The organism is Actinomadura sp. BRA 177 (assembly GCF_013372625.1).
Lineage (GTDB): Bacteria > Actinomycetota > Actinomycetes > Streptosporangiales > Streptosporangiaceae > Spirillospora.
Genome location: NZ_JABXFD010000574.1, coordinates 1 through 21,318, shown reverse-complemented (window position 1 = coordinate 21,318; position 21,318 = coordinate 1). Strand labels below are relative to the sequence as shown.

25 protein-coding genes and 1 riboswitch are annotated in these 21,318 nt (G+C 71.3%); of the genes, 10 read left to right on the top strand and 15 right to left on the bottom strand.

The genetic code is table 11. From position 1 onward, the window contains the following. Positions 1 to 120 precede the first annotated feature (120 nt). From purU to HUX53_RS32775, 3 genes are all read left to right on the top strand, one after another. A complete protein-coding gene (purU, locus tag HUX53_RS32785) occupies positions 121 to 969 on the top strand; it encodes a formyltetrahydrofolate deformylase (RefSeq protein WP_176407087.1) in 849 nt (282 codons plus the stop codon). Positions 970 to 1,204: 235 nt separating this feature from the next. Beyond that, positions 1,205 to 1,819 (top strand): DUF6286 domain-containing protein, encoded by a 615-nt coding sequence (locus HUX53_RS32780; protein WP_176407086.1) that lies wholly within the window; start codon positions 1,205 to 1,207, stop codon positions 1,817 to 1,819. A gap of 2 nt (positions 1,820 to 1,821) precedes the next feature. Continuing rightward, positions 1,822 to 2,385 (top strand): hypothetical protein, encoded by a 564-nt coding sequence (locus HUX53_RS32775; protein ID WP_176407085.1) that lies wholly within the window; start codon positions 1,822 to 1,824, stop codon positions 2,383 to 2,385. A gap of 44 nt (positions 2,386 to 2,429) precedes the next feature. On the opposite strand, the gene HUX53_RS32770 is transcribed toward HUX53_RS32775, so the two are convergent. Continuing rightward, positions 2,430 to 3,788, bottom strand: a complete 1,359-nt coding sequence (locus HUX53_RS32770) for a cation:dicarboxylase symporter family transporter (RefSeq protein WP_176407084.1) — start codon at positions 3,786 to 3,788, stop codon at positions 2,430 to 2,432. A 313-nt stretch (positions 3,789 to 4,101) separates the two neighbouring features. On the opposite strand from HUX53_RS32770, the gene HUX53_RS40345 reads away from it, so the two are divergent. The 5 genes from HUX53_RS40345 to HUX53_RS32740 all read left to right on the top strand — a co-directional run bounded on the left by HUX53_RS40345 (position 4,102) and on the right by HUX53_RS32740 (position 8,761). Next, a complete protein-coding gene (locus HUX53_RS40345) occupies positions 4,102 to 5,874 on the top strand; it encodes a sensor histidine kinase (protein WP_217920194.1) in 1,773 nt (590 codons plus the stop codon). Then, positions 5,871 to 6,542: a response regulator gene (locus tag HUX53_RS32755; protein ID WP_176407083.1), complete on the top strand. Its 672-nt coding sequence runs from the start codon at positions 5,871 to 5,873 to the stop codon at positions 6,540 to 6,542. Before HUX53_RS40345 ends, HUX53_RS32755 begins: the two co-directional genes overlap by 4 nt. Before the next feature lie 46 nt (positions 6,543 to 6,588). Beyond that, on the top strand, positions 6,589 to 6,744 hold the full coding sequence (locus HUX53_RS32750) for a hypothetical protein (RefSeq protein ID WP_176407082.1): 156 nt from the start codon (positions 6,589 to 6,591) through the stop codon (positions 6,742 to 6,744). 392 nt (positions 6,745 to 7,136) lie between these two features. Continuing rightward, positions 7,137 to 8,300 carry a thiolase family protein gene (locus tag HUX53_RS32745; protein WP_176407081.1) on the top strand — a complete coding sequence of 388 codons (1,164 nt, stop codon included), beginning with the start codon at positions 7,137 to 7,139 and terminating at the stop codon, positions 8,298 to 8,300. A gap of 14 nt (positions 8,301 to 8,314) precedes the next feature. Next, positions 8,315 to 8,761, top strand: coding sequence for a helix-turn-helix domain-containing protein (locus tag HUX53_RS32740; RefSeq protein ID WP_176407080.1), 447 nt, complete (start codon positions 8,315 to 8,317; stop codon positions 8,759 to 8,761). A 227-nt stretch (positions 8,762 to 8,988) separates the two neighbouring features. Here HUX53_RS32740 and HUX53_RS32735 read toward each other — a convergent pair whose 3' ends face one another. The 5 genes from HUX53_RS32735 to HUX53_RS32715 form a co-directional block, all read right to left on the bottom strand. Next, positions 8,989 to 9,162 (bottom strand): hypothetical protein, encoded by a 174-nt coding sequence (locus HUX53_RS32735; RefSeq protein WP_217920192.1) that lies wholly within the window; start codon positions 9,160 to 9,162, stop codon positions 8,989 to 8,991. A gap of 49 nt (positions 9,163 to 9,211) precedes the next feature. Continuing rightward, the gene (locus HUX53_RS41860; protein WP_176407079.1) at positions 9,212 to 9,604 is read right to left on the bottom strand and encodes a type II toxin-antitoxin system death-on-curing family toxin; all 393 of its coding nucleotides are present in this window, start codon (positions 9,602 to 9,604) and stop codon (positions 9,212 to 9,214) included. Then, a complete protein-coding gene (locus HUX53_RS41855; protein WP_176407078.1) occupies positions 9,601 to 9,810 on the bottom strand; it encodes a hypothetical protein in 210 nt (69 codons plus the stop codon). Before HUX53_RS41855 ends, HUX53_RS41860 begins: the two co-directional genes overlap by 4 nt. Positions 9,811 to 9,872: 62 nt before the next feature. Then, positions 9,873 to 10,310 (bottom strand): VOC family protein, encoded by a 438-nt coding sequence (locus tag HUX53_RS32720; RefSeq protein ID WP_176407077.1) that lies wholly within the window; start codon positions 10,308 to 10,310, stop codon positions 9,873 to 9,875. 1 nt (position 10,311) lies between these two features. After that, on the bottom strand, positions 10,312 to 10,878 hold the full coding sequence (locus HUX53_RS32715) for a DinB family protein (RefSeq protein ID WP_176407076.1): 567 nt from the start codon (positions 10,876 to 10,878) through the stop codon (positions 10,312 to 10,314). Between the two features lie 62 nt (positions 10,879 to 10,940). Between HUX53_RS32715 and HUX53_RS32710 the strand changes: the two genes are divergently transcribed. Further along, complete coding sequence (locus tag HUX53_RS32710; protein ID WP_176407075.1) at positions 10,941 to 11,894, top strand: YafY family protein; 954 nt, start codon at positions 10,941 to 10,943, stop codon at positions 11,892 to 11,894. Positions 11,895 to 11,953: 59 nt separating this feature from the next. Here HUX53_RS32710 and HUX53_RS32705 read toward each other — a convergent pair whose 3' ends face one another. From HUX53_RS32705 to HUX53_RS32665, 9 genes are all read right to left on the bottom strand, one after another. After that, entirely contained in the window at positions 11,954 to 13,324 is a 1,371-nt protein-coding gene (locus HUX53_RS32705; RefSeq protein WP_176407074.1) for an L-serine ammonia-lyase, read from the bottom strand. A gap of 56 nt (positions 13,325 to 13,380) precedes the next feature. Next, positions 13,381 to 14,637, bottom strand: coding sequence for a serine hydroxymethyltransferase (gene glyA, locus HUX53_RS32700; protein ID WP_176407073.1), 1,257 nt, complete (start codon positions 14,635 to 14,637; stop codon positions 13,381 to 13,383). Beyond that, complete coding sequence (gene gcvH, locus HUX53_RS32695) at positions 14,634 to 15,023, bottom strand: glycine cleavage system protein GcvH (RefSeq protein ID WP_176407072.1); 390 nt, start codon at positions 15,021 to 15,023, stop codon at positions 14,634 to 14,636. The genes glyA and gcvH overlap by 4 nt, the downstream gene beginning before the upstream one ends. Before the next feature lie 15 nt (positions 15,024 to 15,038). Beyond that, the gene (gene gcvT, locus HUX53_RS32690) at positions 15,039 to 16,139 is read right to left on the bottom strand and encodes a glycine cleavage system aminomethyltransferase GcvT (protein WP_176407071.1); all 1,101 of its coding nucleotides are present in this window, start codon (positions 16,137 to 16,139) and stop codon (positions 15,039 to 15,041) included. A 164-nt stretch (positions 16,140 to 16,303) separates the two neighbouring features. Then, a riboswitch (glycine riboswitch) is annotated at positions 16,304 to 16,399 on the bottom strand. 49 nt (positions 16,400 to 16,448) lie between these two features. After that, positions 16,449 to 16,784 (bottom strand): hypothetical protein, encoded by a 336-nt coding sequence (locus tag HUX53_RS32685; RefSeq protein ID WP_176407070.1) that lies wholly within the window; start codon positions 16,782 to 16,784, stop codon positions 16,449 to 16,451. Positions 16,785 to 16,916: 132 nt separating this feature from the next. Continuing rightward, positions 16,917 to 17,681 (bottom strand): 3-oxoacyl-ACP reductase, encoded by a 765-nt coding sequence (locus HUX53_RS32680; protein WP_176407069.1) that lies wholly within the window; start codon positions 17,679 to 17,681, stop codon positions 16,917 to 16,919. A 14-nt stretch (positions 17,682 to 17,695) separates the two neighbouring features. Beyond that, positions 17,696 to 19,063: an aldehyde dehydrogenase gene (locus HUX53_RS32675; RefSeq protein ID WP_176407068.1), complete on the bottom strand. Its 1,368-nt coding sequence runs from the start codon at positions 19,061 to 19,063 to the stop codon at positions 17,696 to 17,698. A gap of 85 nt (positions 19,064 to 19,148) precedes the next feature. Continuing rightward, a complete protein-coding gene (locus tag HUX53_RS32670; RefSeq protein ID WP_309237541.1) occupies positions 19,149 to 20,504 on the bottom strand; it encodes a glutamine synthetase family protein in 1,356 nt (451 codons plus the stop codon). Positions 20,505 to 20,511: 7 nt separating this feature from the next. Then, a complete protein-coding gene (locus HUX53_RS32665) occupies positions 20,512 to 21,090 on the bottom strand; it encodes an amino acid permease (protein WP_255205872.1) in 579 nt (192 codons plus the stop codon). Here HUX53_RS32665 and HUX53_RS40335 point away from each other — a divergent pair. Next, the coding region (locus tag HUX53_RS40335) for a hypothetical protein (RefSeq protein ID WP_217920191.1) at positions 21,038 to 21,318 on the top strand (281 nt) is incomplete at its 3' end. The genes HUX53_RS32665 and HUX53_RS40335 overlap by 53 nt on opposite strands.

The window sequence follows — 21,318 nt, the reverse complement described above, 5'->3', positions numbered from 1 at the left end:
GCGGGCGCGCCGCCGTGGTTTCGCGTGGACACGTGGAAGGACGGCGGCGGGACGCAACGGGGCCGCGTAAGCTCGAAGGGACCCGTTCTGAGCTGCCGCGCCGCGATAAGAGTGAGACCGTTGAACGAATTCGTCCTGACCCTGTCCTGCCCCGACCGGCCCGGCATCGTCGCGGCCGTCTCGGGACTGCTGGCCGAGCGCGGATGCAACATCGTGGAGAGCCAGCAGTTCGGCGACGGCGAGTCCGGCACGTTCTTCATGCGGGTGCAGTTCGCGGCCCTGGACGACACCGACCCCGACGAGCTGCGCGGCGCGTTCGCGTCGCTGGTGCCGGAACTCGGGCTGCAATGGCGGCTGCACGCGCTGGCCGAGCGCCCGCGCGTCCTCATCATGGTGTCGAAGGGCGGGCACTGCCTGAACGACCTGCTGTACCGGACGCGGTCCGGGCTGCTCGACATCGACATCGTCGCCGTCGCGTCCAACCACCCCGACCTGCGGCCCCTCACCCAGTCGTACGGGATCGACTACCACCACCTGCCGGCCGGGTCCGGCGGCAAGGCGGGGCAGGAGGCGGAGATCCTCACGCTGGTCGAGCACTACCGCGCCGACCTCGTCGTCCTCGCCCGGTACATGCAGATCCTGTCGGACGACTTCTGCGCCAAGCTCCCCGGGCAGATCATCAACATCCACCACTCGTTCCTGCCGAGCTTCAAGGGCGCCCGCCCCTACCACCAGGCGCACGCCCGCGGCGTGAAGCTGATCGGCGCCACCGCGCACTACGTCACCGCCGACCTGGACGAGGGGCCGATCATCGAGCAGGAGGTCGCCCGCGTCGACCACACCCACAGCCCGGAGGAGCTGGTGGCGGTCGGCCGCGACGTCGAGTGCCTCGCGCTGGCCCGCGCCGTCCGCTGGCACGCCGAGCACCGCGTCCTCCTCAACGGCGACCGCACGGTCATCTTCCGCTGACCCCAACACCAGCACGGCCCCTGACGCCAGCGCTGCCACGCCAGCGCTGACCCCGACGCCGGCGCTGGCCTTGGACGCTTGGCGCCGACGCGCTCCGCTTGCGTCGGCGTTCCCCTGATGCTTCCGCTGACCTGGGGTTTTCCGTGAGATGTCGGCATGGCGTGTTTCACTCCGCGTGGTCATGCCTCACGATGAGTGAGGATGTCGGACGTGCCGATGGCTCACGGGGGTGGCTATGGCCGAGGCGTTGGTCCAGGACCTGATCGAGGAGGAGCGGAGCAGGCGGGAGGCGCGGCGGCTGGCCGTGCGCGAGTTCCGGCCGCGCCGCGCGTTCGCGGGGTTCGCCGCGTCGCTGCTGGTGACGGCGGCGGGCGGGGTCGCCGCGATCGAGCTGCTGGCGGCGGCGCTGGGGTCCGCGGTGCATCCGGTGCCGGGCGTGGCCGCCCTGCTGGACGTCCTGCGCCGGTACGCGTGGAGCGACCCGAACGTCGTGGTCGTGGCGGCGGCGGTGGCGGTCCTCGGGGCCGCGTTCCTGGTCGCCGCACTGCCCGGCCGGCTGCGCGGGGTGCCGCTGGCCGGTTCCGACCCGCGCCAGGCCGGCCTCATCGGACGTGCCGCGCTGCGCCGGGCGGTCGCCGACGCGGCCCTGGAGGTGCCCGGCATCGAGCGCGCCCGCGTCCGGGGCCTCGGCGTCTTCCGGCGGGGCCTGGTCGTCCGGGCCGGCACCTATTACCGCAACCCGTCGAACCTGCCGGAGCTGGTCCGGGCCGCGGTCGACGCGCGCCTGGACCGGATCGAGCCGATGCACCGGCCGCCGGTCGACGTCCGGCTCGGCTGGCGGAAGGACTGATCATGCGGATCGCGATCGCGGTGACCGGGGCGGTGCTGCTGCTGGCCGGTGCGCTGGCCACGGCTCTCGGGCTGGGCGCGTTCGACGCGTTCGGCGCCCCGTCGGACAGGCCGCTGCTCGACCCCGCGCTGGTGCGCTTCGCGGACGGCGCCGGGTGGTTCCTGCCGGCCGCGGCGGGCGCCGCCGAGCTGCTGGCCCTCGCCGGGCAGCTGTGGCTCGTCCTGCAGGGCCGGACGCTCGTCCACCAGCGGTGGCCCGACCTGGACGGCGAGACCCGCGTCCGGGCGCGGGCGGCCGGCGCCGACCTCGACCGGGACGTGCGCGCGCTGCCCGGCGTCGAGGACGTCCGCGTCCGGCTCACCGGCACGGCCGACCGGCCGCGCCTGCTGCTGAACGTCTCCTGCGCGGGCGACACGCTGGTGGGCGAGGTGTACGGGGAGCTGGGCGCGGGCCCGGTCGAGCGCTACCGCCGCGCGCTCGGGATGCCCGACCTGCCGGTGGTGATCCGCTTCCGCCCGGTGTTCGCGCGCCCCCGTCGCCGCCGCCCGCAGCCCGAGCCCGCCTGACGGCCCGCCCGGTACCGGGGCGCGTGGCACCGGGCGGCCGCGTCTCACGCCGTCACGGGGGCCGGTTCCGTGGCGGACGGCTTCGGGGCGCGGACGTGGTCGTCGAGCATGGTGTCCTCGTTGAACGGGTCCTCGCCGGCCAGGACGCGGCGGGCCCGCTCGGCGTCGAACTCCTTCGTCCAGGTCCCGATCACCACGGTCGCGACGGCGTTGCCCGCGAAGTTCGTCAGCGCGCGGGCCTCGGACATGAACCGGTCGATGCCGACGATGAAGCCCACGCCGTCCACCAGCTCGGGCCGGTGCGACTGGAGGCCGCCCGCGAGGGTGGCGAGCCCGGCGCCGGTGACGCCCGCCGCGCCCTTCGACGCGACGATCATGAACAGCAGCAGCGGGATCTGCGCGCCGACCGACAGCGGCCGGTCCTGCGCGGACGCGATGAACAGCGTCGCCATCGTCAGGTAGATCGCCGTCCCGTCCAGGTTGAAGGAGTACCCGGTCGGGACGGTGATGCCGACGACCGGGCGGCTCACCCCGAAGTGCTCCATCTTCGCGATCAGCCGCGGCAGCGCCGACTCCGACGACGACGTCGACAGGATCAGCAGGAACTCGCGGGCGAGGTAGCGCAGCAGCGCGAAGACGCTGATCCGGCTGACCGCCCACAGCACCGCGCCGAGCACGACGAACACGAACACCACGCACGTCGCGTAGAAGCCCAGCATGATCACCGCGAGGCTGCGCAGCGCCGCCCAGCCGCTCGACCCGACCACCGCCGCGATCGCGCCGAACGCGCCGACCGGCGCCGCCCACATGATCATCCAGAGGACGCGGAACACGAGCCGCTGCAGGTGCTCGACGCCGCGCAGGATCGGCTCGCCCGCCGGCCCGAGGCCCTGCAGCGCGAACCCGGTGAGCAGCGCGACCAGCAGCGCCTGCAGGACCTGGCCCGCGGTCAGCGCCGACACCAGCGTGGCCGGGATGATCCCCAGCAGGAAGTCGGTGGTGCCCTCGCCGCCCTGCGCCTGCTCCTTGGCCGCCGCGACCGACGACGGGTCCAGGTGCAGGCCCTCGCCCGGATGCAGGACGTTCCCGACCGCGAGCCCGATGGCCAGCGCGAACGTCGACATCACCATGAAGTAGGCGATCGTGACGAGGCCGACCTTGCCCACCTTCGCCGCCTTCGTGACCGAGCCGATGCCCAGCACGATCGTGCAGAAGATGATCGGCGAGATCATCATCTTGATCAGATTCACGAACGCCGTGCCGATCGGCTTCAGCTCCTGCGCGAAGTCCGGGGCGGCGAGCCCGACCGCGGCGCCCAGCACCACGGCGCCGAGGACGGCGAGATACAGATAATGGACGCGGTCGCGGCGCGCTCGCTGTGGCGCGGCGGTCGGCTCGGACACGGCTGCACTCCTCGGCTCTGGCCACCGGGAACGGACACGCCTGGACGCGGGGGGAGAGATGGCGGGGAGGAGCGGCGCCCGTCCCGGGCCGGTCCGGGACGGGCGCCCGCTCGTCGGCGGGCGCCCATGCGCCGGGACGGACGGCGCATGCACACGGCGGGCGCCCGCGCTGGGAGAGGCCGCGCAGGTCGGGAGCGAGGTCGGCGGAGCAGCGGTTGCTGCACCCGCTACTATGCGCGGACCTGTGACGGCCGTCACGCTTGTGTACATTTCGTTCACGGCGCGACCGGAACGAACGGGCACGGGAGGTGCGATGCGGCGTCCCCGCTGGGCGGTGCCCGGCAACTGGAGCGTGGCCCGGCAGCTGCTCGTGCTGCAGGCCGCGATCGTCGGGCTGCTCGTCGCGGCCGGTGCCGTGCTCGCCTTCATGGACGCCGGGCGCTCCGCCGACGACGGCGCGACGCAGACCGTCACGGCGGTCGCGGTGAGCATCGCGGACGCGCAGAACGTCCGGACGGCGCTCGCCACCCCGGACCCGAGCGCGCTGCTGCAGCCGTACGCCGAACGCGTCCGGCACGACACCGGCGTCGACTTCATCACGATCATGAGCCCGGCGGGGATCCGCTACACCCACCCCAACCCGTCCCGGATCGGCGGGCACTTCGTCGGCAACACCGCGCCCGCCGTCGCCGGCCGGACGTTCACCGAGACCTATACCGGCACGCTCGGCCCGTCCGTCCGGACCGTCACCCCCGTGTTCGACGACCGGCACCGGGTGGTGGCGCTGGTCGCGGTCGGCATCACGGTCCGGGTGATCACCGGCCGGCTGCAGCAGCGGCTGGTCGCGCTCGGCGCCGTCGCAGGCATCGTGCTCGCCGCCGGGATGGCCGGCAGCTACCTCGTCTCCGCCCGGCTGCGCCGGCAGACCCGCGGCGTCGCGCCCGGCGAGCTGCGCGAGATGTTCGAGTACTACGAGGCGATCCTGCACGCCGTCCGCGAGGGCCTGCTCATCCTCGACCGGGCGGGCCGCGTCGTCCTGTGCAACGACGCCGCCCTCGACCTGCTCGACCTGCGCGCACCCCACCCGACCACCGCGAGGCGGCCACCCGGCATCCCCCACCCGGCCACCGCGACACGGCCATCCGGTACCCCTCACCCGGACGCCAGGAGGACCAGCCCCGGCGCACATCGCCCGGGTGGCGCGGGACGGGCGCGGCCCGGGCGGTCGCCGGTGCTGCCTCCGCCCGACCTGCGCGGACGTCCCGTCACCGATCTCGGCCTGCCCGCCGAGCTGGTCGCCACCCTCGTCGCGCCCGAGCCGCGCTCGGACGAGATCCACGTCGGCGACACCCGCGTGCTGGTCGTGAACACCTCGCCCGTCCGGTCCCGCGACCGGGCGATGGGCAACGTCGTCACCTTCCGGGACCACACCGAACTGCAGAGCCTGACCGGCGAGCTGGACACCGTCCGCGGGTTCGCCGAGTCGCTGCGCTCGCAGGCGCACGAGGCCGCGAACCGCCTGCACACGGTGGTGTCGCTGGTCGAGCTGGGCCGTCCCGACCAGGCCGTCGAGTTCGCCACCGCCGAACTCGCGGCCGCGCAGCGCCTCACCGACCGGGTCGTGGACTCCGTCACCGAACCCGTCCTGGCCGCCCTCCTGCTCGGCAAGTCGGCCGAGGCCGCCGAGCGCGGCGTCGAGCTGGTCATCACCGAGGACACCGCGATCGAGGGGACCGTCGAGGCCCGCGACCTCGTCACCATCCTCGGCAACCTGATCGACAACGCGGTGGACGCCGCCGTCGACAACGCCGCCGCCCGGCCGCCGCGGGTCGTCGTCACCGCCCGGGAGGACGCCGGTACGCTCCTGCTGGAAGTGTCCGACAGCGGGCGGGGCGTCGACCCGTCCGACGTGCCCGACATGTTCCGGCGCGGCTGGACGACGAAGACGTCCGGCGGCTGGCCGGTCGGGCACGGGCTCGGCCTCGCGCTGGTCGGCCGGGCCGTCCGGCGGCACGGCGGCGAGCTCCACGTGGGGCGCGGCGCCGGCGCCGTGTTCACCGTCCGCATCCCCCTGGACCACCGATGATCGAAGTGCTCATCGTCGAGGACGACCCGGTCGCCGCCGAGGCGCACCGCACCTACGTCGAACGCGTCGCGGGCTTCACCGTCGCCGGCGTCGTCCACTCCGGTGCGGACGCCCTGCGCTTCTTCGAGCGCACCCCCGTCGACGTCGTCCTCCTCGACTTCTACCTCCCGGACACGCACGGCCTCACCGTCTGCCGCACCCTCCGCGCCGCGGGCCACGACGTCGACGTCATCGCCGTCACCTCGGCCCGCGACCTGGCGGTGATCCGCTCGGCCGTCTCCGTCGGCGTCGTCCAATACCTCCTGAAGCCGTTCACGTTCGCGTCCCTCCGCGACAAGCTCGACCGCTACGCCCGCTTCCGGGAGCAGGCGGTCGGCACGGGCGAGGTCAGCGGCCAGGCCGACGTGGACGGCATGCTCGCCACCCTGCGCACCCCCGACCACCGCGCGCTGCCGAAGGGCATGAGCGACGAGACGCTCCAGGCCGTCACCGACGTGCTGTCCCGCGCGTCCGAGGGCCTGTCCGCCGCCGCTGCCGCCGACCTCACCGGCGTCTCCCGCGTCACCGCGCGCCGCTACCTGGAGTACCTGGCGAAGAACGGCCTGGCGCACCGCAAGCCCCACTACGGACAGGTCGGCCGTCCCGAAGTGCGCTTCTATCCGGGGTAGACGGGGTACCTATGGGACGACAGTGCAGCGACATCGGGGAGTTGTCGTGACCGACAAGCCTGGCAAGCCCGAGGGCAGGGCGAACACCGAACCGGAGCGTCCGGAGGACCCGCCGCGCGCGCAGAAGGCCACGGGCGCGCCCCAGAAGAAGAAACCGGGCGACGCCGCCCGCAAGATGCGCGCGATGTTCAAGGGCGGCTGACCGACCGCACCCCAGCGCCCGGACGCGAGTCCGGGCGTTCTGCTGCGGTTTGACGACACCTTGGGCCGCGATTTGTCGGCTATATCCGCACACGGGACTAATGTCCGAAGTGAACGTGACGTCGAGGGCATCAAGGAGGCGCGCTTGTCCCACCGCGAAAGTCCGGGCGGCTCCATCAAGGGGCCCTTCGACGCATGGAGGGAACAGACGGACCACGGCATGGGCCCCTCCCGCTGAGCGGCCCGACCCAGCGGGGGCCACGGCACAACGCCGCGGCCCCTTCGCCATGCCCGCCGGTGTGAGGTAGCGCACCTTGGTGGTGGGTTGTGTTTTCCAACTTGGTGAGCGGAAACTGGCCGGGTTAGTTGGAAAACACAACGGAGGTGGTCGCGGTGCGGGACGCGGTGATCGTGGAGGCGGTGCGGACTCCGCTGGGCAAGGGGAAGGCGAACGGGGTCCTGCACGAGGAGCTTCCCGCCGATCTGCTGGCCCGGACGCTCAAGGTGCTCGTCGAGCGGGCCGGGATCGAGGCGGGGGAGGTCGACGACGTCATCGGCGGGGTCGTCACCCAGGTTGGTGACCAGGCCCTCAACATCACCCGGACGGCCGTCCTCGCCGCCGGGTTCCCCGAGAGCGTCCCCGCCATGACCGTCGACCGGCAGTGCGGGTCGTCCCAGCAGGCCCTGCACATCGCGGCGCAGGGCGTGCAGAGCGGCGCCTACGACATCGCCATCGCGTGCGGGGTCGAGTCGATGTCGCGGGTGCCGATGGGGTCGAGCGTCCTGCCCGGCAGCAACCCGTACGGGACGATGCTGGGCGAGCGGTATCCGGACGGCCTCGTCGGGCAGGGCATCAGCGCCGAGCTGATCGCCGCCCGCTGGGGTTTCGCGCGCGAGGAACTCGACGCCTACGCCTGCGAGTCGCACCGCCGCGCCGCCGAGGCGTGGAAGAACGGCGAGTTCGACCGGGAGGTCGCCTGGGCGGGGCAGCGGGACGAGACCGTCCGTCCCGCGACGTCACCGGAGGTCCTCGCCGGGCTCAAGCCGGCCTACTACGACGCGCGGATGGCCGAGCGGTTCCCCGAGATCGAGTGGAAGATCACCGCGGGCAACGCGTCCCCGGTCAACGACGGCGCCGCCGCCGTCCTGGTCATGGGCGCGGACGTCGCCGAGCACCTCGGCCTGCGCCCCCGCGCCCGCTTCCACGCGTTCGCCGTGACCGGCGACGACCCGCTCCTGATGCTCACCGCGATCATCCCCGCAACGGAGAAGGTGCTCAAGCGGGGCGGCCTCACGCTGGACGACATCGACCTGTTCGAGGTGAACGAGGCGTTCTCGCCGGTCGTCCTCGCGTGGCAGCGGGAGATGGGCGCCGACCTGGCGCGGGTCAACGTGCGCGGCGGCGCGATCGCGATCGGCCACCCGCTGGGCGCGAGCGGCACCCGCATCATGACGACGCTGCTGCACGCCCTCGAAGACCGCGGCGGACGGTTCGGGCTGCAGACCATGTGCGAAGCGGGTGGCCTGGCCAACGCCACCATCGTCGAGCGGCTCTGACTAGGCTGCGTGCCATGCCCAAGGACGCCGACCCGCGCGAATGCTCGGTCGCCGACACCCTGGACCTGGTCGGCGAACGCTGGAGCCTCCTCGCGATCCGGGAGTTGAGCTACGGTGTGCGGCGGTTCGACCAGATTGTCCACAACACGGGCGCGTCCCGCGACATCCTCACGTCCCGGCTCCGGAAGCTGGAGGCGAACGGGATCATCCGGCGCAAGCGCTACAGCGACCACCCGGCCCGCTACGAGTACCACCTGACGCCGGCCGGTCTCGAACTCTGCGACGTGCTCCTCGTCCTGATGCGATGGGGCGACCGGCACCTGCACCCGGACGACCCGCCCGTCCGCTGGCAGCACTCCTGCGGCGACACGCTCAGCCCCATGGTCATCTGCCGCCACTGCGGCAACGAGGCCCGCATGGGCGCCCACTCGCCCACCGGCCGCGGCACCCGAACACCCTGAACCAGACGTCCGCCGAGCGTGCGCCCCACCACGAGGAGGCGCCGGATATCTCTGCCGCGCCCTCGCCGTAGACCAGGTAGCCGCTCTCCGCCCCGCGGGACGGATCAGCCCGGCCGCCTCGCAGCGCCGCAGCGTGCGCCGTCGTCCCCGGGGTCGTCTCTCCGTTCTTCGCGCGGCGGGACGTGATCAGCCCGGCCGCCTTGCAGCGTGCGTCGTGGTCGCCGGGGTCACCTCTCTGCGGCTAGGCGGACGCCCAGGCCGATGAAGAGGGTCCCTACCGCCGTGTTGAGTCGGCGGCGGGCGGTGTGGCGGCGGCGCAGCCAGTCGCCGATTCGTCCCGCGAGGACGCCGACCGTGCCGTCCACGAGGAACTCCGTGAGCAGATGCGGATCCACGGGCACGTCTGCGATCCTCACACGCGGCCGCCACCCACCCGCCTGAACCGGATGGCTAGTCTGACGGGCAGTCCGGCCAGCGAGTTACCCGTAGTGCCTCGGCGATCTCCTTGGTCTCGATCTCCGAGCAAGATGTCGCGATCTGGATCAGCAGGTCGAACGCCTCATCGTTGGTAAGACCGGAGACATGCCCGTTTGCGATGAGCATGATCTCGGTTGCCGCCCATGCGGTTCGCTTGTTGGCGTCAACGAACGGATGGTTGCAGATGAGCGAGTGAAGCAGGGCCGCAGCCTTCTCGGGCAAGGTCGTGTACGCCTCGACACCGAAAGTGACTGTTTGGGGGCGGGCCACGGCGCTCTGTACTAACCCGGCATCTCGGACGGCCGCTTGGCCTCCGAGATGCCGGGCGTTGAACGCGATGGCCTGTTCGGCAGTGGGATAGATCACGTGTCGGCCAGCCGCTTGAACAGCTCCGCGCGCTTGCCGAACACGAGGTCGGCGGCGTTCGCGATGGCCGACTCCTGAGACCGGCGGGCGATCGTGTCCTCCACGGCCCGAACGACTGCGGTGTTCACGGAGATGCGGTCTTCCTCCGCAAGCGCCGCCAGCGGAGCGTCCAACTCGTCCGGGAACCGAATGCTGCGAGTGCTCATACCAAAATGATACCAGCGGCTGCCTCGGTCATGACTCCAACGGCTTGACGGCGCTTTGGGAGTCAGTCGAGGCAGAATTCGTTGCCTTCGGGGTCGGTCATGACGATGTGGCCGGCGCCGAGTGGGGGAGCGGGCTCGTGGCGATGGAGGCGGGTGGCGCCGTGGGAGACGAGGCGGTCGGCTTCGGCCTCCAGGGCGGCCATGCGGGCCTCGCCGTCCAGGCCGGGGGCGGCTCGGACGTCGAGGTGCACGCGGTTCTTGGCCTGCTTTCCTTCGGGCACCCGCTGGAAGAACAGCCGCGGTCCGGCGCCCTCGGGGTCGGTCACCGCCGAGGCGTCGTTGCGGTTCTCGGGCGGGACGCCCATGGCCTTCAGCGCCTCGTCCCATGACGTGAAGTTGCCGGGCGGGTCCTGGAGCCGGTAGCCGAGGGCCTCGGCCCAGAACGCCGACAGGGCGGCGGGGTCGGCGCAGTCGAAGGTGATCTGGATTTCGCGGGCCATGTCAGCTCGCCTTCCGGTGCAGGTAGAGGTCGCGGAGCAGGCACACCTCGGACAGGTGGTGGATCAGCTCGCGGTTGATGTGCAGGATCAGCGTTGCCAGCGGATACTCGGCGTACGGTCCCTCGGCGGGGCCGCTGGGGCGGGCGAGGGCCTCCTCGCCCAGGGATTGGACGCCGGCCAGCCAGGTGGCGTACTCCGCGTCGAGCTGGGCCAGCGCCTCGGCCGCGGTCGCGGCGTACTCGAAGGACTGGTAGTCGACGGGTGCGCGGCCGAAGTGTCCGGCGTTGCGCATCGCGAGGACGCCGACGATGACGTGCCCGAGCCGCCAGGAGATCGTCGTGAACGGCGGCGGGTCGGGCGGCGGGAAGGCGAAGTCGATGGTCACCGCGCCGGTTCCCCCTTGGACGGGTGCGGTGCCGGTGCCGCGCGGGCGGACGTTCCAGCTGCCGGGCACCGGCTCCCAGAAGTACTCGTCGTCGGTGAGCCCGTCGAGGCGGGCGCGGAGCTGGTTGTCCCAGTGCCAGGTGATCTGCTCTCGGAGCAGTGGATTCCAGTCTTGGTCGGTCATGGGTCCAGCGTTCCCCATATAGCGGACAGGAACGTTCCGCGATCTGTGTGACCATGAACGTCATGACCGTTGAGGGGACGACCGAGCGGGTGCTTCGGCTGCTCGCGCTGCTGCAGCGCCGATCGTCCTGGACCGCCGCCGAGATCGCCGAAGAACTCGGTGTCACCGACCGGTCGGTGCGCCGCGATGTGGAACGGCTGCGCGCGCTCGGCTACCCCGTCCACGCCACGGCGGGCGTCGGCGGCGGCTACCGGCTCGGCGCGGGGACCCGGCTGCCGCCGCTGCTGCTGGACGACGAGGAGGCGATCGCGACGGCGGTGTCCCTCAGGATGGCGTCCGGTGGCACGGTCGCCGGGACCGGCGAGGCGGCGCTGCGGGCGCTGGCGAAGCTCGACCAAGTGATGCCGCCCCGGCTGCGCGCCGAGGTGCGGGCGGTGCACGGCGCCACCGAGACCCTCGTCGGCCCCGGCGTCGAGATCGACGCGGAGCTGCTGGTGACGCTGGCGCGGGCCTGCCGCGACGCCGTCCGGGTGCGGTTCCGGTATGCCGGACGGGACGGTGGGGAGCGCGAGCGCACGGTGGAGCCGGTGCGGATGGTCGCCACCGCCCGACGCTGGTACCTGATGGCGTGGGACGTCGACCGCGGCGACTGGCGCACCTTCCGGCTGGACCGGATGCGCGAGGTGGCGGCGACGACCTGGCATTTCCGGCCGAGGGAGCATCCGGACCCGGTCGCCTACGTGCAGCACTCCGTGACCGAGGCGCCGTACCGGCATCTCGTCCGGGTGCGGCTGCATGCCGCGGCCGACCAGGTGCGCGAACTGATACCGCCCCAGGTGGGACGCGTCGAGGACGATCGCGACGGCTGGTGCCTGCTCATCGTCGGCGGCGACAACCTGGACTGGCTCGCCGTCCACGTGGCGAGCCTCGGCTTCGAGACCGAAATCCTGGAGCCGCCGGAACTACGAGAGGCGACCGCCCGCCTCGCCCGCCGCCTCGACGCGATGTCCCGCTGAACGAAACGCCGCGTGAACGTCGTGCTCGGTTCCGGTTCATGGCCGGCTCCACCCGCGGATCAGCACTCGATGACGTTGACGGCCAGGCCGCCGCGGGACGTCTCCTTGTATTTGTCGAGCATGTCGCGGCCGGTGTCGCGCATGGTCTTGATGGCCTTGTCGAGGGTGACGAAATGGCGGCCGTCGCCGCGGAGGGAGATGCGGGCGGCGCTGATGGCCTTGATGGCGCCTACCGCGTTGCGTTCGATGCAGGGGACCTGGACCAGGCCGCCGACCGGGTCGCAGGTCAGTCCCAGGTTGTGTTCGATGCCGATTTCGGCGGAGTTCTCGACCTGTTCGGGGGTGCCGCCCAGGACTTCGGTGAGTCCGGCGGCGGCCATGGAGCAGGCGGAGCCGACTTCGCCCTGGCAGCCGACTTCAGCGCCGGAGATGGAGGCGTTCTGCTTGAACAGGACGCCGATCGCGCCGGCGGTCAGCAGGAAGCGGACGACGCCTTCGTCGTCGCTGGGCAGGAAGCGGTCGTAGTAATGCAGGACAGCCGGGATGATGCCCGCGGCGCCATTGGTGGGGGCGGTGACGATGCGGCCGCCGGCGGCGTTCTCCTCGTTCACGGCGAGGGCGAAAAGGGTGACCCAGTCCATTGCGTGGAGGGGGTCTGAGGCTTTCTCGGTGGAGAGCTGGCGGTGGAGTTGGGGCGCGCGGCGGCGCACTTTCAGGCCGCCGGGGAGGAGTCCCTCGCGGGTGCAGCCTCGGGTCACGCAGGCCCGCATCACCTGCCAGAGGGCCAGCAGGTCCTCGCGGACCTCTTCAGGAGTCCGGCCGAACGCCTTCTCGTTCTCCAGCATCAGAGCCGAGATGGACAGGCCCGTTTCGCGGCACCGGTCGAGGAGGTCGGCGGCCGTGTCGAACGGGTGGGGGAGGACGGTGTCGTCCGGCTTTATGCGGTCCGCGCCGGTGGCGTTCTCGTCCACGATGAAGCCGCCGCCGACCGAGTAGTAGACCTTCGAGCGCAGTTCCTCGCCCGGGTCGCCGTAGGCGGTGAAGCGCATGCCGTTGGGGTGGCCGGGCAGCGATTCCTTGCGTTCGAAGTGCAGGTGCTCGTTGACCACGAAAGGGATGTCGTGGTCGTTGAAGAGGCGCAACGCCCCGCGTTCGCGGATTGCCGCCAGGCGTTCGTCCACCCGGTCTACATCGACCAGTTCTGGCTTGTCGCCCTCCAAACCGAGGATGACGGCCTTGTCGCTACCGTGGCCCTTTCCGGTGAGGCCGAGCGAACCGTAGAGGACGACCTGCACCGAAGCGGTCTTCTCCAGCAGGCCGTCGCGTTCCAGGCCGCGGGCGAAACGGTGCGCCGCCGCCATGGGGCCACCGGTGTGGGACGACGAAGGGCCGATCCCGATTTTGAACAGGTCGAAAACGCTGATGGCCATGAGCTACCTCGTTGTAGCTGCGCCCCCTCCCGATGAAAGGAGGGGGCGCGGAGACGTCACAGGTTCGGATACAGGGGATGCTTGTCGGCCAGCGCCTTCACGCGGGCCGCCAGGGCATCGCGGTCGAAGGACGGCTGGAGGGCCAGCGCGATGACGTCGGCGACCTCGGCGAAGTCCTCGGCGGTGAAGCCGCGGGTGGCGAGGGCCGGGGTGCCGATCCGCAGGCCGGAGGTGACCATCGGCGGGCGCGGGTCGTTCGGCACCGCGTTGCGGTTCACGGTGATGCCGATGTCGTGCAGGCGGTCCTCGGCGTCCCGTCCGGTGAGCTCGGAGTCGACCAGGTCGACCAGGACGAGGTGGACGTCCGTCCCGCCGGTGAGGACCTTCACGCCGGCCTTGGCGGAATCCTCGGCGAGGAGGCGCTCGGCCAGCAGGCGAGCACCCTCCACGGTGAGCGCCTGCCGGGCCCGGAACTCCTCCGACGCGGCGATCTTGAGGGCGACGGCCTTGGCGGCGATCACGTGCTCCAGCGGGCCGCCCTGCATGCCGGGGAACACCGCCGAGTTGATCTTCTTGCCGTACTCCTCGCGGGCGAGGATCAGGCCGCCGCGCGGGCCGCCCAGCGTCTTGTGCGTGGTCGTCGTGACGATGTCGGCGTGCGGGACGGGCGACGGGTGCAGCCCCGCCGCGACGAGCCCGGCGAAGTGCGCCATGTCGACCATGAGCAGCGCCCCGACCGAGTCGGCGATCTCGCGGAACGCCGGGAAGTCGAGCTGCCGCGGGTACGCCGACCAGCCCGCCACGATCATCTTCGGACGGTGCTCCGCCGCGAGCGAGGCGACCTCGTCCATGTCGACCAGGCCGTCCTCGGCGCGGACGTGGTACGGAACCACGTTCAGCGTCTTGCCCGAGTAGTTCAGCCGCATCCCGTGGGTCAGGTGGCCGCCGTGCGCGAGGTCGAGCCCGAGGATCGTGTCGCCGTGCTGGAGCAGCGCGAAGTACACCGCCGTGTTGGCCTGCGCACCGCTGTGCGGCTGGACGTTCGCGTGGTCGGCGCCGAACAGCGACTTGGCCCGGTCGATGGCGAGCTGCTCGGTGACGTCGACGTACTCGCAGCCGCCGTAGTACCGCTTGCCGGGGTAGCCCTCGGCGTACTTGTTGGTCAGGACGGAGCCCTGCGCCTCCAGCACGGAGACCGGTGCGAAGTTCTCCGACGCGATCATTTCGAGGGTGGACTGCTGGCGGTGCAGCTCGGCGGCGACGGCCTCGGCGACCTCCGGGTCGGCCGTCGCGAGGGAGTCGTAGAGGCTCATGCTTCCTCGATCAGCTTGTCGTAGGCGGCGGAGTCGAGCAGGTCGCCCGGCTCGTCGGAGATCCGCACCTTGAAGATCCAGCCCTCGCCGTACGGGTCGTCGTTGATGACCTTCGGCTCGTCCACCACGGCACTGTTGATCGCGGTGATCTCGCCGCTGACGGGGGAGTACAGGTCGCTGACCGACTTGGTGGACTCGACCTCGCCGCAGGGCTCGCCCGCCTCGACGGTGTCGCCCTCGGACGGCTGCAGCTCGAGGTAGACGATCTCGCCGAGCGCGTCGGCGGCGTGCGCGGTGATGCCGACGGTGACGATGCCGTCCTCGCCGCCGAGACCGGCCACCCACTCGTGCTCTTCGCTGTAGCGGAGCTGCTCCGGAACGCTCACGATGTTCTCTCTCTTTCAGGGACGCTTGTAGAACGGCAGGTCGACCACGTCCACCGGCTCGGGCCGGCCGCGGACGTCCACGGCCAGGTCCGTGCCCTCGACGCCGCTGTCGAGGTACGCCAGGGCGATCGGCCTGCCCAGTGTGGGCGAAGGGGCCCCGCTCGTCACGACCCCGCACGGCGTGCCGCCGGACGTGACGACCTGGTACCCCTTCCGCGGCGCGCGACGCCCGCGCGCGACCAGTCCCACGAGCCTACGGCCCGGCGGGGTCTGCGCCTGCGCCGCCAGGGCGGTCTTGCCCACGAAATCGACCGGCTTGTCCAGCTTCACGACCCGGCCGAGGCCCGCCTCGAACGGCGTCGTCTCGGCGGTCAGCTCGTTGCCGTACAGCGGCATGCCCGCTTCGAGGCGCAGCGAGTCGCGCGCCGCGAGGCCCGCCGGGACGACCCCGTCCACGGCGGCGAGCGTCCGCCACACCGCGACGGCGTCGGAGGCGTCCACGAACAGCTCGAAACCGTCCTCGCCCGTGTACCCGGTGCGGGCGACCAGCGCGTCGACGCCCGCGACCCGTCCGGCCAGGATGGCGTAGTACTTGAGGTCGCCGACCGGCGCGTCGGTGAACCCTTCGAGGATCTCCTGGGCGCGGGGGCCCTGCAGGGCGATCAGCCCGTAGGCGTCGGTGCGGTCGTCGACGGCGGCCTCGAAGCCCGCGGCCCGCTCGACCAGGGCCTCTCGGACGACGGCGGCATTGGCGGCATTCGCGACGACCATGAACGTCTCGTCGGCGAGCCGGTAGACGATCAGGTCGTCCAGGACGCCGCCGTCCGGCCCGCAGATCATCGTGTAGCGGGCCTTGCCGACCGGCATCGGCGACAGGTTCCCGACCAGCGCGTAGTCGAGCGCCGCCCCGGCGCCCGGCCCGGACAGGAAGATCTCCCCCATGTGCGACAGGTCGAACAGCCCCGCGCCGGTGCGGACGGCCTCGTGCTCGGCGGTCTCGCTCTTGTAGCGCAGCGGCATCAGGTAGCCGGCGAAGTCGACGATGTTCGCGCCGAGGTCCCGGTGGACGTCGTGCAGCGGGGTCGTCTTCGGATCGGCGGACGGATCGGCGGACATGGGTTCGGCTCCTTCGTCGCGGGCGCGCGTGGTCCATCGTCCCACTCGCGCACCGGGCGGCTCGGTGCCTCCCCCTCTGTCATCGGCGCCTGAGAGCTTCACCCGCCTGCCTGCGGGCTTTCACCTTCGGCGGGGGAACGGGGTCCCCGCTTTCCAGAGGTCGCCTGGTCCGTGCGGTCCGTGGGCCTGAGAGGTTCCGGGGAGGATTTGCTCCTTCGGCGTCCCACACCGGCTGCGTGGGACTCTCCCGCACGGGATCATCGGCTGACCGCCAATCTAGCAGCGGCCCCGCCGGGCGACCAGCGGCCGTCAGCCCGGGTCCGGGGCCGCCGACGCCGACACCGACTTCACGCACGTCCGCAGCGCCGCCTTGATCTTTTCGACGTCCTGCTTGGCGGGCGTGGACGTCGGGTTCGGGCTCGGCAGCTCCACCCCCTGCTTGCGCATGCAGTCGTTGAACTGCTCGGCCGCCTTCGACACGGCGGGCGGCGCCGGACTGGCCTTGCTCCCCTTGCCGGACGCGTTGCCGGACGGCGCGGGAGCCGGTGCCGAGGCCGCCGGCGAGGGAGCCTGCCCGCCCGCGTCCTGGCCGCCGCCGTCGTCGGAGCCGCCGCATCCGCTGAGCGCCAGCACGAGAACCAGCACCGCTACATGACCGCGCTTCACAGGTCGATACCTCCGTGCACCGGGGTGAGAACGGCCCATGATGCGCATGGGGGACGTTCCGCGGCTACCTAGGCGCATGCCAATGCCGCGGACCCGATTTAGCAGCTCACATCAAAGGGGCGTCACATAGGCGCCGGAGATGCCGCCGTCCACCAGGAACTCCGACGCCGTGATGAAGGACGCGTCGTCCGACGCCAGGAACGCGACGGCGGCGGCGATCTCGGACGCCTCCGCGAACCGTCCCACCGGGATGTGGACGAGCCGCCGCGCCGCCCGCTCCGGGGCCTTCGCGAACAGCTCCCGAAGCAGCGGCGTGTTGACCGGCCCCGGGCACAGCGCGTTCACCCGGACGCCCTGCCGCGCGAACTGCACGCCCAGCTCCCGCGACATCGCCAGCACCCCGCCCTTGGACGCGGTGTAGGAGATCTGGGACGTCGCCGCGCCCATCACCGCCACGAAGGACGCCGTGTTGATGATCGACCCCTTGCCCTGCTCCACCATGTAGGGGATGACGTGCTTGCAGCACAGGTACACGCTCGTGAGGTTGACGTCCTGCACCCGTCTCCAGGCGTCCAGGCCCGTCTCCAGGATCGAGTCGTCCTCGGGTGGCGCGATGCCGGCGTTGTTGAACGCGACGTCGACGCGCCCGTACGTCTCGTGGACGGTCCGGAACAACGCCTCGACGTCGTCCTCGCTGGTGACGTCCACCTTGACGAACAGGCCGCCCAGCTCGTCCGCCGCGGTCTTGCCGGCGGTCTCGTCGACGTCCGCGACGACGACCCGCGCGCCCTCCCGCGCGAAACGGCGCGCGGTGGCGAGGCCGATGCCGCTCGCGCCGCCGGTCACGACGGCCGCCCGTCCCTCCAGACGCTGCATCGATGTCACTCCTGTCAGTGCTCGGTGGCGATGAAGACGTTCTTGGTCTCGGTGAACGCGTCGAGGGCGTCCGGGCCCAGCTCGCGGCCGAGGCCCGACTGCTTGAACCCGCCGAACGGCGTCCAGTACCGGACGGACGAGTGCGAGTTCACCGACAGGTTCCCGGCCTCGACGGCGCGGGCGGCACGGAAAGCGCGTCCGACGTCCCGGGTCCAGATGGAGCCGGCGAGGCCATACCGCGTGTCGTTGGCGAGCCGGAACGCGTCGGCCTCGTCCTCGAACGGGACGACGGCGACGACGGGCCCGAACACCTCGTCCCGCCAGGCCGGCAGCGCCGCGCAGGACGGCCCGGCGAGCACGGTCGGCGCGAACCAGAACCCCGGCCCCTCCGGCACCGACCCTCGGAACGCCACGGGAGCGCTCTCCGGCACATAGGACGCGACCTTCTCCCGGTGCTTCGCACTGATCAGCGGCCCGACCTCGGTCTTCTCGTCCCGAGGATCACCGACGACGACCCCCCGAACGGCCGGCTCCAGCAACTCCAGAAACCGCTCGTAAACAGCACGCTGGACAAGAATCCGGGACCGCGAACAGCAGTCCTGCCCGGCGTTGTCGAACACCGCGTAGGGCGCGGTCGCCGCCGCTTTCTCCAGATCGGCGTCCGCGAACACGATGTTGGCGTTCTTGCCGCCCAGCTCCAGCGTCAGCCGCTTCACGTCCGGCGCGCACGCCGCCATGATCTCCGTGCCGACCCGCGTCGATCCGGTGAACACGATCTTGCGGACGTCCGGATGCTCGACCAGCCGCCGTCCCGCCACCGGTCCGGCGCCCGGCAGCACCTGCACCACGCCGTCCGGCAGCCCCGCCTCCAGCGCCAGCTCGCCGACCCGCCGCGCGGTCAGCGGCGTCAGCTCGGCCGGCTTCACGATCACGGTGTTCCCCGCCGCCAGCGCCGGCGCCAGCCCCCACCTCATGATCGGCATGGGGAAGTTCCACGGGACGATGACGCCCACAACACCGAGAGCCTCGGCGAACGTCACATTGACCCCGCCCGGCACCGGAATCTGCCGCCCCATTAGCCGCTCAGGCGCAGCCGCGTAGTACTGCAGGACGTCCCGCAGGTTCCCGGCCTCCCACCGAGCCTGCCCGATCGGATGCCCGGCGTTCCGCACCTCCAGCTCGGCCAGCTCACCGACATGAGCGTCCACAACCTCGGCGAACGCTCGCAGCAGCCGGGCCCGATCCCCGGGCGCCACGTCTCGCCAAGCACGAAAGGCTCGCCGCCCCCGCGCAACAGCCGCATCAACCTCCTCAACGGAAGCCAGCGGCACCCGCTCAATCACTTCTTCAGTGGCCGGATTGACGACCTCGAACCCGCTCATATCCCCCTCCCTGTCTCCTTGACTTGCGGCGTGTTGCCCTTATAAGGCCCCTCAAAAGGGCAACACGCCGCAAGTGAACGTGTGATCACAGGCGCTCGAAGCCTCGGTACATCTCCCAGTCCGTTACCGCTCGGTCGTAGGCGTCGAGTTCTACGCTCGCGTAGTTCGTGTAGTGCTCGACTACCTCCTTGCCGAAGGCGTCCAGGGCCAGGGAGCTGTGGCTCCAGTCGTCGGCGGCGGTGCGGAGCCTGCCGACGACCGTCGCGGCGTCCGTCGTGTAGGCGTTGCCGACGAACGGCTCCTCCAGCTCCAGCTCGTTCTCGATGCCGTGCAGACCGGACGCGATCATCGCGGCGACGGCCAGGTACGGGTTGACGTCGCCGCCGGGGACGCGGTTCTCGATGCGCAGGGACGGTCCGTGCCCGACGAGGCGCAGCGCGCACGTCCGGTTGTCGATGCCCCATTTGATCGCCGTGGGCGCGAACGAGCCGGGCTGGTACCGCTTGTAGGAGTTGATGTTGGGCGCGTACAGCAGCGTGTAGTCGCGCAAGCATGCCTGCTGGCCCGCGATGAAGTGCTCGCCGAGGCGCGACAGGCCGTGCGGCCCGTCCCCGGCGAGGACGGGCGTTCCGTCCGAGGATCGCAGCGACAGGTGGACGTGGCAGGAGTTGCCCTCCCGCTCGTTCGGCTTGGCCATGAAGGTGATCGACATGCCCTCCTGGGCGGCGATCTCCTTGGCGCCCGTCTTGTAGAGGACGTGGTTGTCGCACGTCCGCAGGGCCTCGTCGAAGCGGAACGCGATCTCGTGCTGTCCGAGGTTGCATTCGCCTTTGGCCGACTCCACGTACATGCCCGCGCCGGTCATCCCGTTGCGGATCCGCCGCAGCAGCGGTTCGACGCGGGCGCCGCCGAGCAGCGAGTAGTCCACGTTGTACTGGTTGGCCGGGGTGAGGTTCCGGTACGCCTTGTTCCAGGCGTCCTCGTAGGAGTCCTTGTAGACGATGAGCTCCAGTTCCGTCCCGACGTAGGCGCCCCAGCCCCGCTCGGCCAGCCGGGCGAGCTGGCGCCGCAGGATCTGCCGGGGCGAGGGCGCCACGTCGGTGCCGTCCTCCGCGACGATGTCGGCGTGGACGAGCGCCGCACCCTTCTGCCAGGGGATCCGGCGGAGCGTGCCGAGGTCGGGACGCATGACGAAGTCGCCGTAGCCGGTGTCCCAGGACGACATGTCGTAGCCGTCCACGGTGTTCATGTCGACGTCCACGGCCAGCAGGTAGTTGCAGCCGTCCGAGCCGTGCCCGGCGACCTCCTCCAGGAAGAAGCGGGACGAGAGCCGCTTGCCCTGGAGGCGCCCCTGCATGTCGGTGATCGCGACGATGACGGTGTCGACCCGGCCGTTCTCCGCCTGCCCGCGCAGCTCGTCGAGGGTGAGCGATGTGGTCACGGTTCTCCTAACCCAGCGACTGGAGTTCCTTCTCGATGGCGGCGAGTTCCTCGGCGCTGCCCTGCACCTTCGGCCCCTTGAACCACTTGCGGGCCGACAGCACCCACCACAGCCCGGCGCCGCCGAGCACGACCAGAATCGCGATCGGGGAGTAGTTGAACGAGTCCTTGGTGATCGGGTTCGCGGGCGGCAGCATGAACACCACCGAGACGAACAGGACCCAGATGACGGCGAGCGTCCCGATGGGCTTGCTCCAGCGGCCGAGGTTCCACGGCCCCGCCTTGAAGTCGTCGCCCTGCCGCAGCCGCAGGAACGTCGGGATCACGTAGGCGATGTAGAGGCCGATGACCGCGACCGACGTGACGGCCAGGTAGGCGGTGATGTTCCAGATCGCGGGCAGCGCGAGGACGAACGCGCCGCCGGCGGCCAGCCAGATCGCGTTGGTGGGCGTCCGGCTGCGCTTGTTGATGCGGTGCCAGAAGGACGAGAACGGCAGCGCCCCGTCCCGTGAGAACGCGTAGATCATCCGGGAGTTGGCCGTCACCGACGACATGCCGCAGAAGAACTGCGCGCCGAACGAGACCAGGATCAGCAGCTTGCCGGTCGTCTCGCCGGTCGCCGCGATGAAGATCTCGGCGGGTCCGACGGTGGTGGGACGGCGTCAGCTTCTCGGCCCTGAAAAGGGGCCGAGCTTGCAGCTCTTGGCCGCCACTGGATGTGGTGGGTCAGGCCGCGTCGTCGGCAGCGTGACTCACTGCCCAGCCCGCGGCGCCGCGTGCGGCGATGTTGCGGGCTGCGTTGACGTCGGCGTGCT

Excerpts from the sequence above, each read along its gene's own strand:
- HUX53_RS32780 (WP_176407086.1), top strand. The coding sequence starts at position 1,205 with ATGGCCGAGGCGTTGGTCCAGGACCTGATCGAGGAGGAGCGGAGCAGG.
- HUX53_RS32775 (WP_176407085.1), top strand. The coding sequence starts at position 1,822 with ATGCGGATCGCGATCGCGGTGACCGGGGCGGTGCTGCTGCTGGCCGGT.
- HUX53_RS40345 (WP_217920194.1), top strand. The coding sequence starts at position 4,102 with ATGCGGCGTCCCCGCTGGGCGGTGCCCGGCAACTGGAGCGTGGCCCGG.
- HUX53_RS32755 (WP_176407083.1), top strand. The coding sequence starts at position 5,871 with ATGATCGAAGTGCTCATCGTCGAGGACGACCCGGTCGCCGCCGAGGCG.
- HUX53_RS32740 (WP_176407080.1), top strand. The coding sequence starts at position 8,315 with ATGCCCAAGGACGCCGACCCGCGCGAATGCTCGGTCGCCGACACCCTG.
- HUX53_RS41855 (WP_176407078.1), bottom strand. The coding sequence starts at position 9,810 with ATGAGCACTCGCAGCATTCGGTTCCCGGACGAGTTGGACGCTCCGCTG.
- HUX53_RS32720 (WP_176407077.1), bottom strand. The coding sequence starts at position 10,310 with ATGGCCCGCGAAATCCAGATCACCTTCGACTGCGCCGACCCCGCCGCC.
- HUX53_RS32715 (WP_176407076.1), bottom strand. The coding sequence starts at position 10,878 with ATGACCGACCAAGACTGGAATCCACTGCTCCGAGAGCAGATCACCTGG.
- HUX53_RS32710 (WP_176407075.1), top strand. The coding sequence starts at position 10,941 with ATGACCGTTGAGGGGACGACCGAGCGGGTGCTTCGGCTGCTCGCGCTG.
- HUX53_RS32705 (WP_176407074.1), bottom strand. The coding sequence starts at position 13,324 with ATGGCCATCAGCGTTTTCGACCTGTTCAAAATCGGGATCGGCCCTTCG.
- glyA (WP_176407073.1), bottom strand. The coding sequence starts at position 14,637 with ATGAGCCTCTACGACTCCCTCGCGACGGCCGACCCGGAGGTCGCCGAG.
- gcvT (WP_176407071.1), bottom strand. The coding sequence starts at position 16,139 with ATGTCCGCCGATCCGTCCGCCGATCCGAAGACGACCCCGCTGCACGAC.
- HUX53_RS32680 (WP_176407069.1), bottom strand. The coding sequence starts at position 17,681 with ATGCAGCGTCTGGAGGGACGGGCGGCCGTCGTGACCGGCGGCGCGAGC.
- HUX53_RS32675 (WP_176407068.1), bottom strand. The coding sequence starts at position 19,063 with ATGAGCGGGTTCGAGGTCGTCAATCCGGCCACTGAAGAAGTGATTGAG.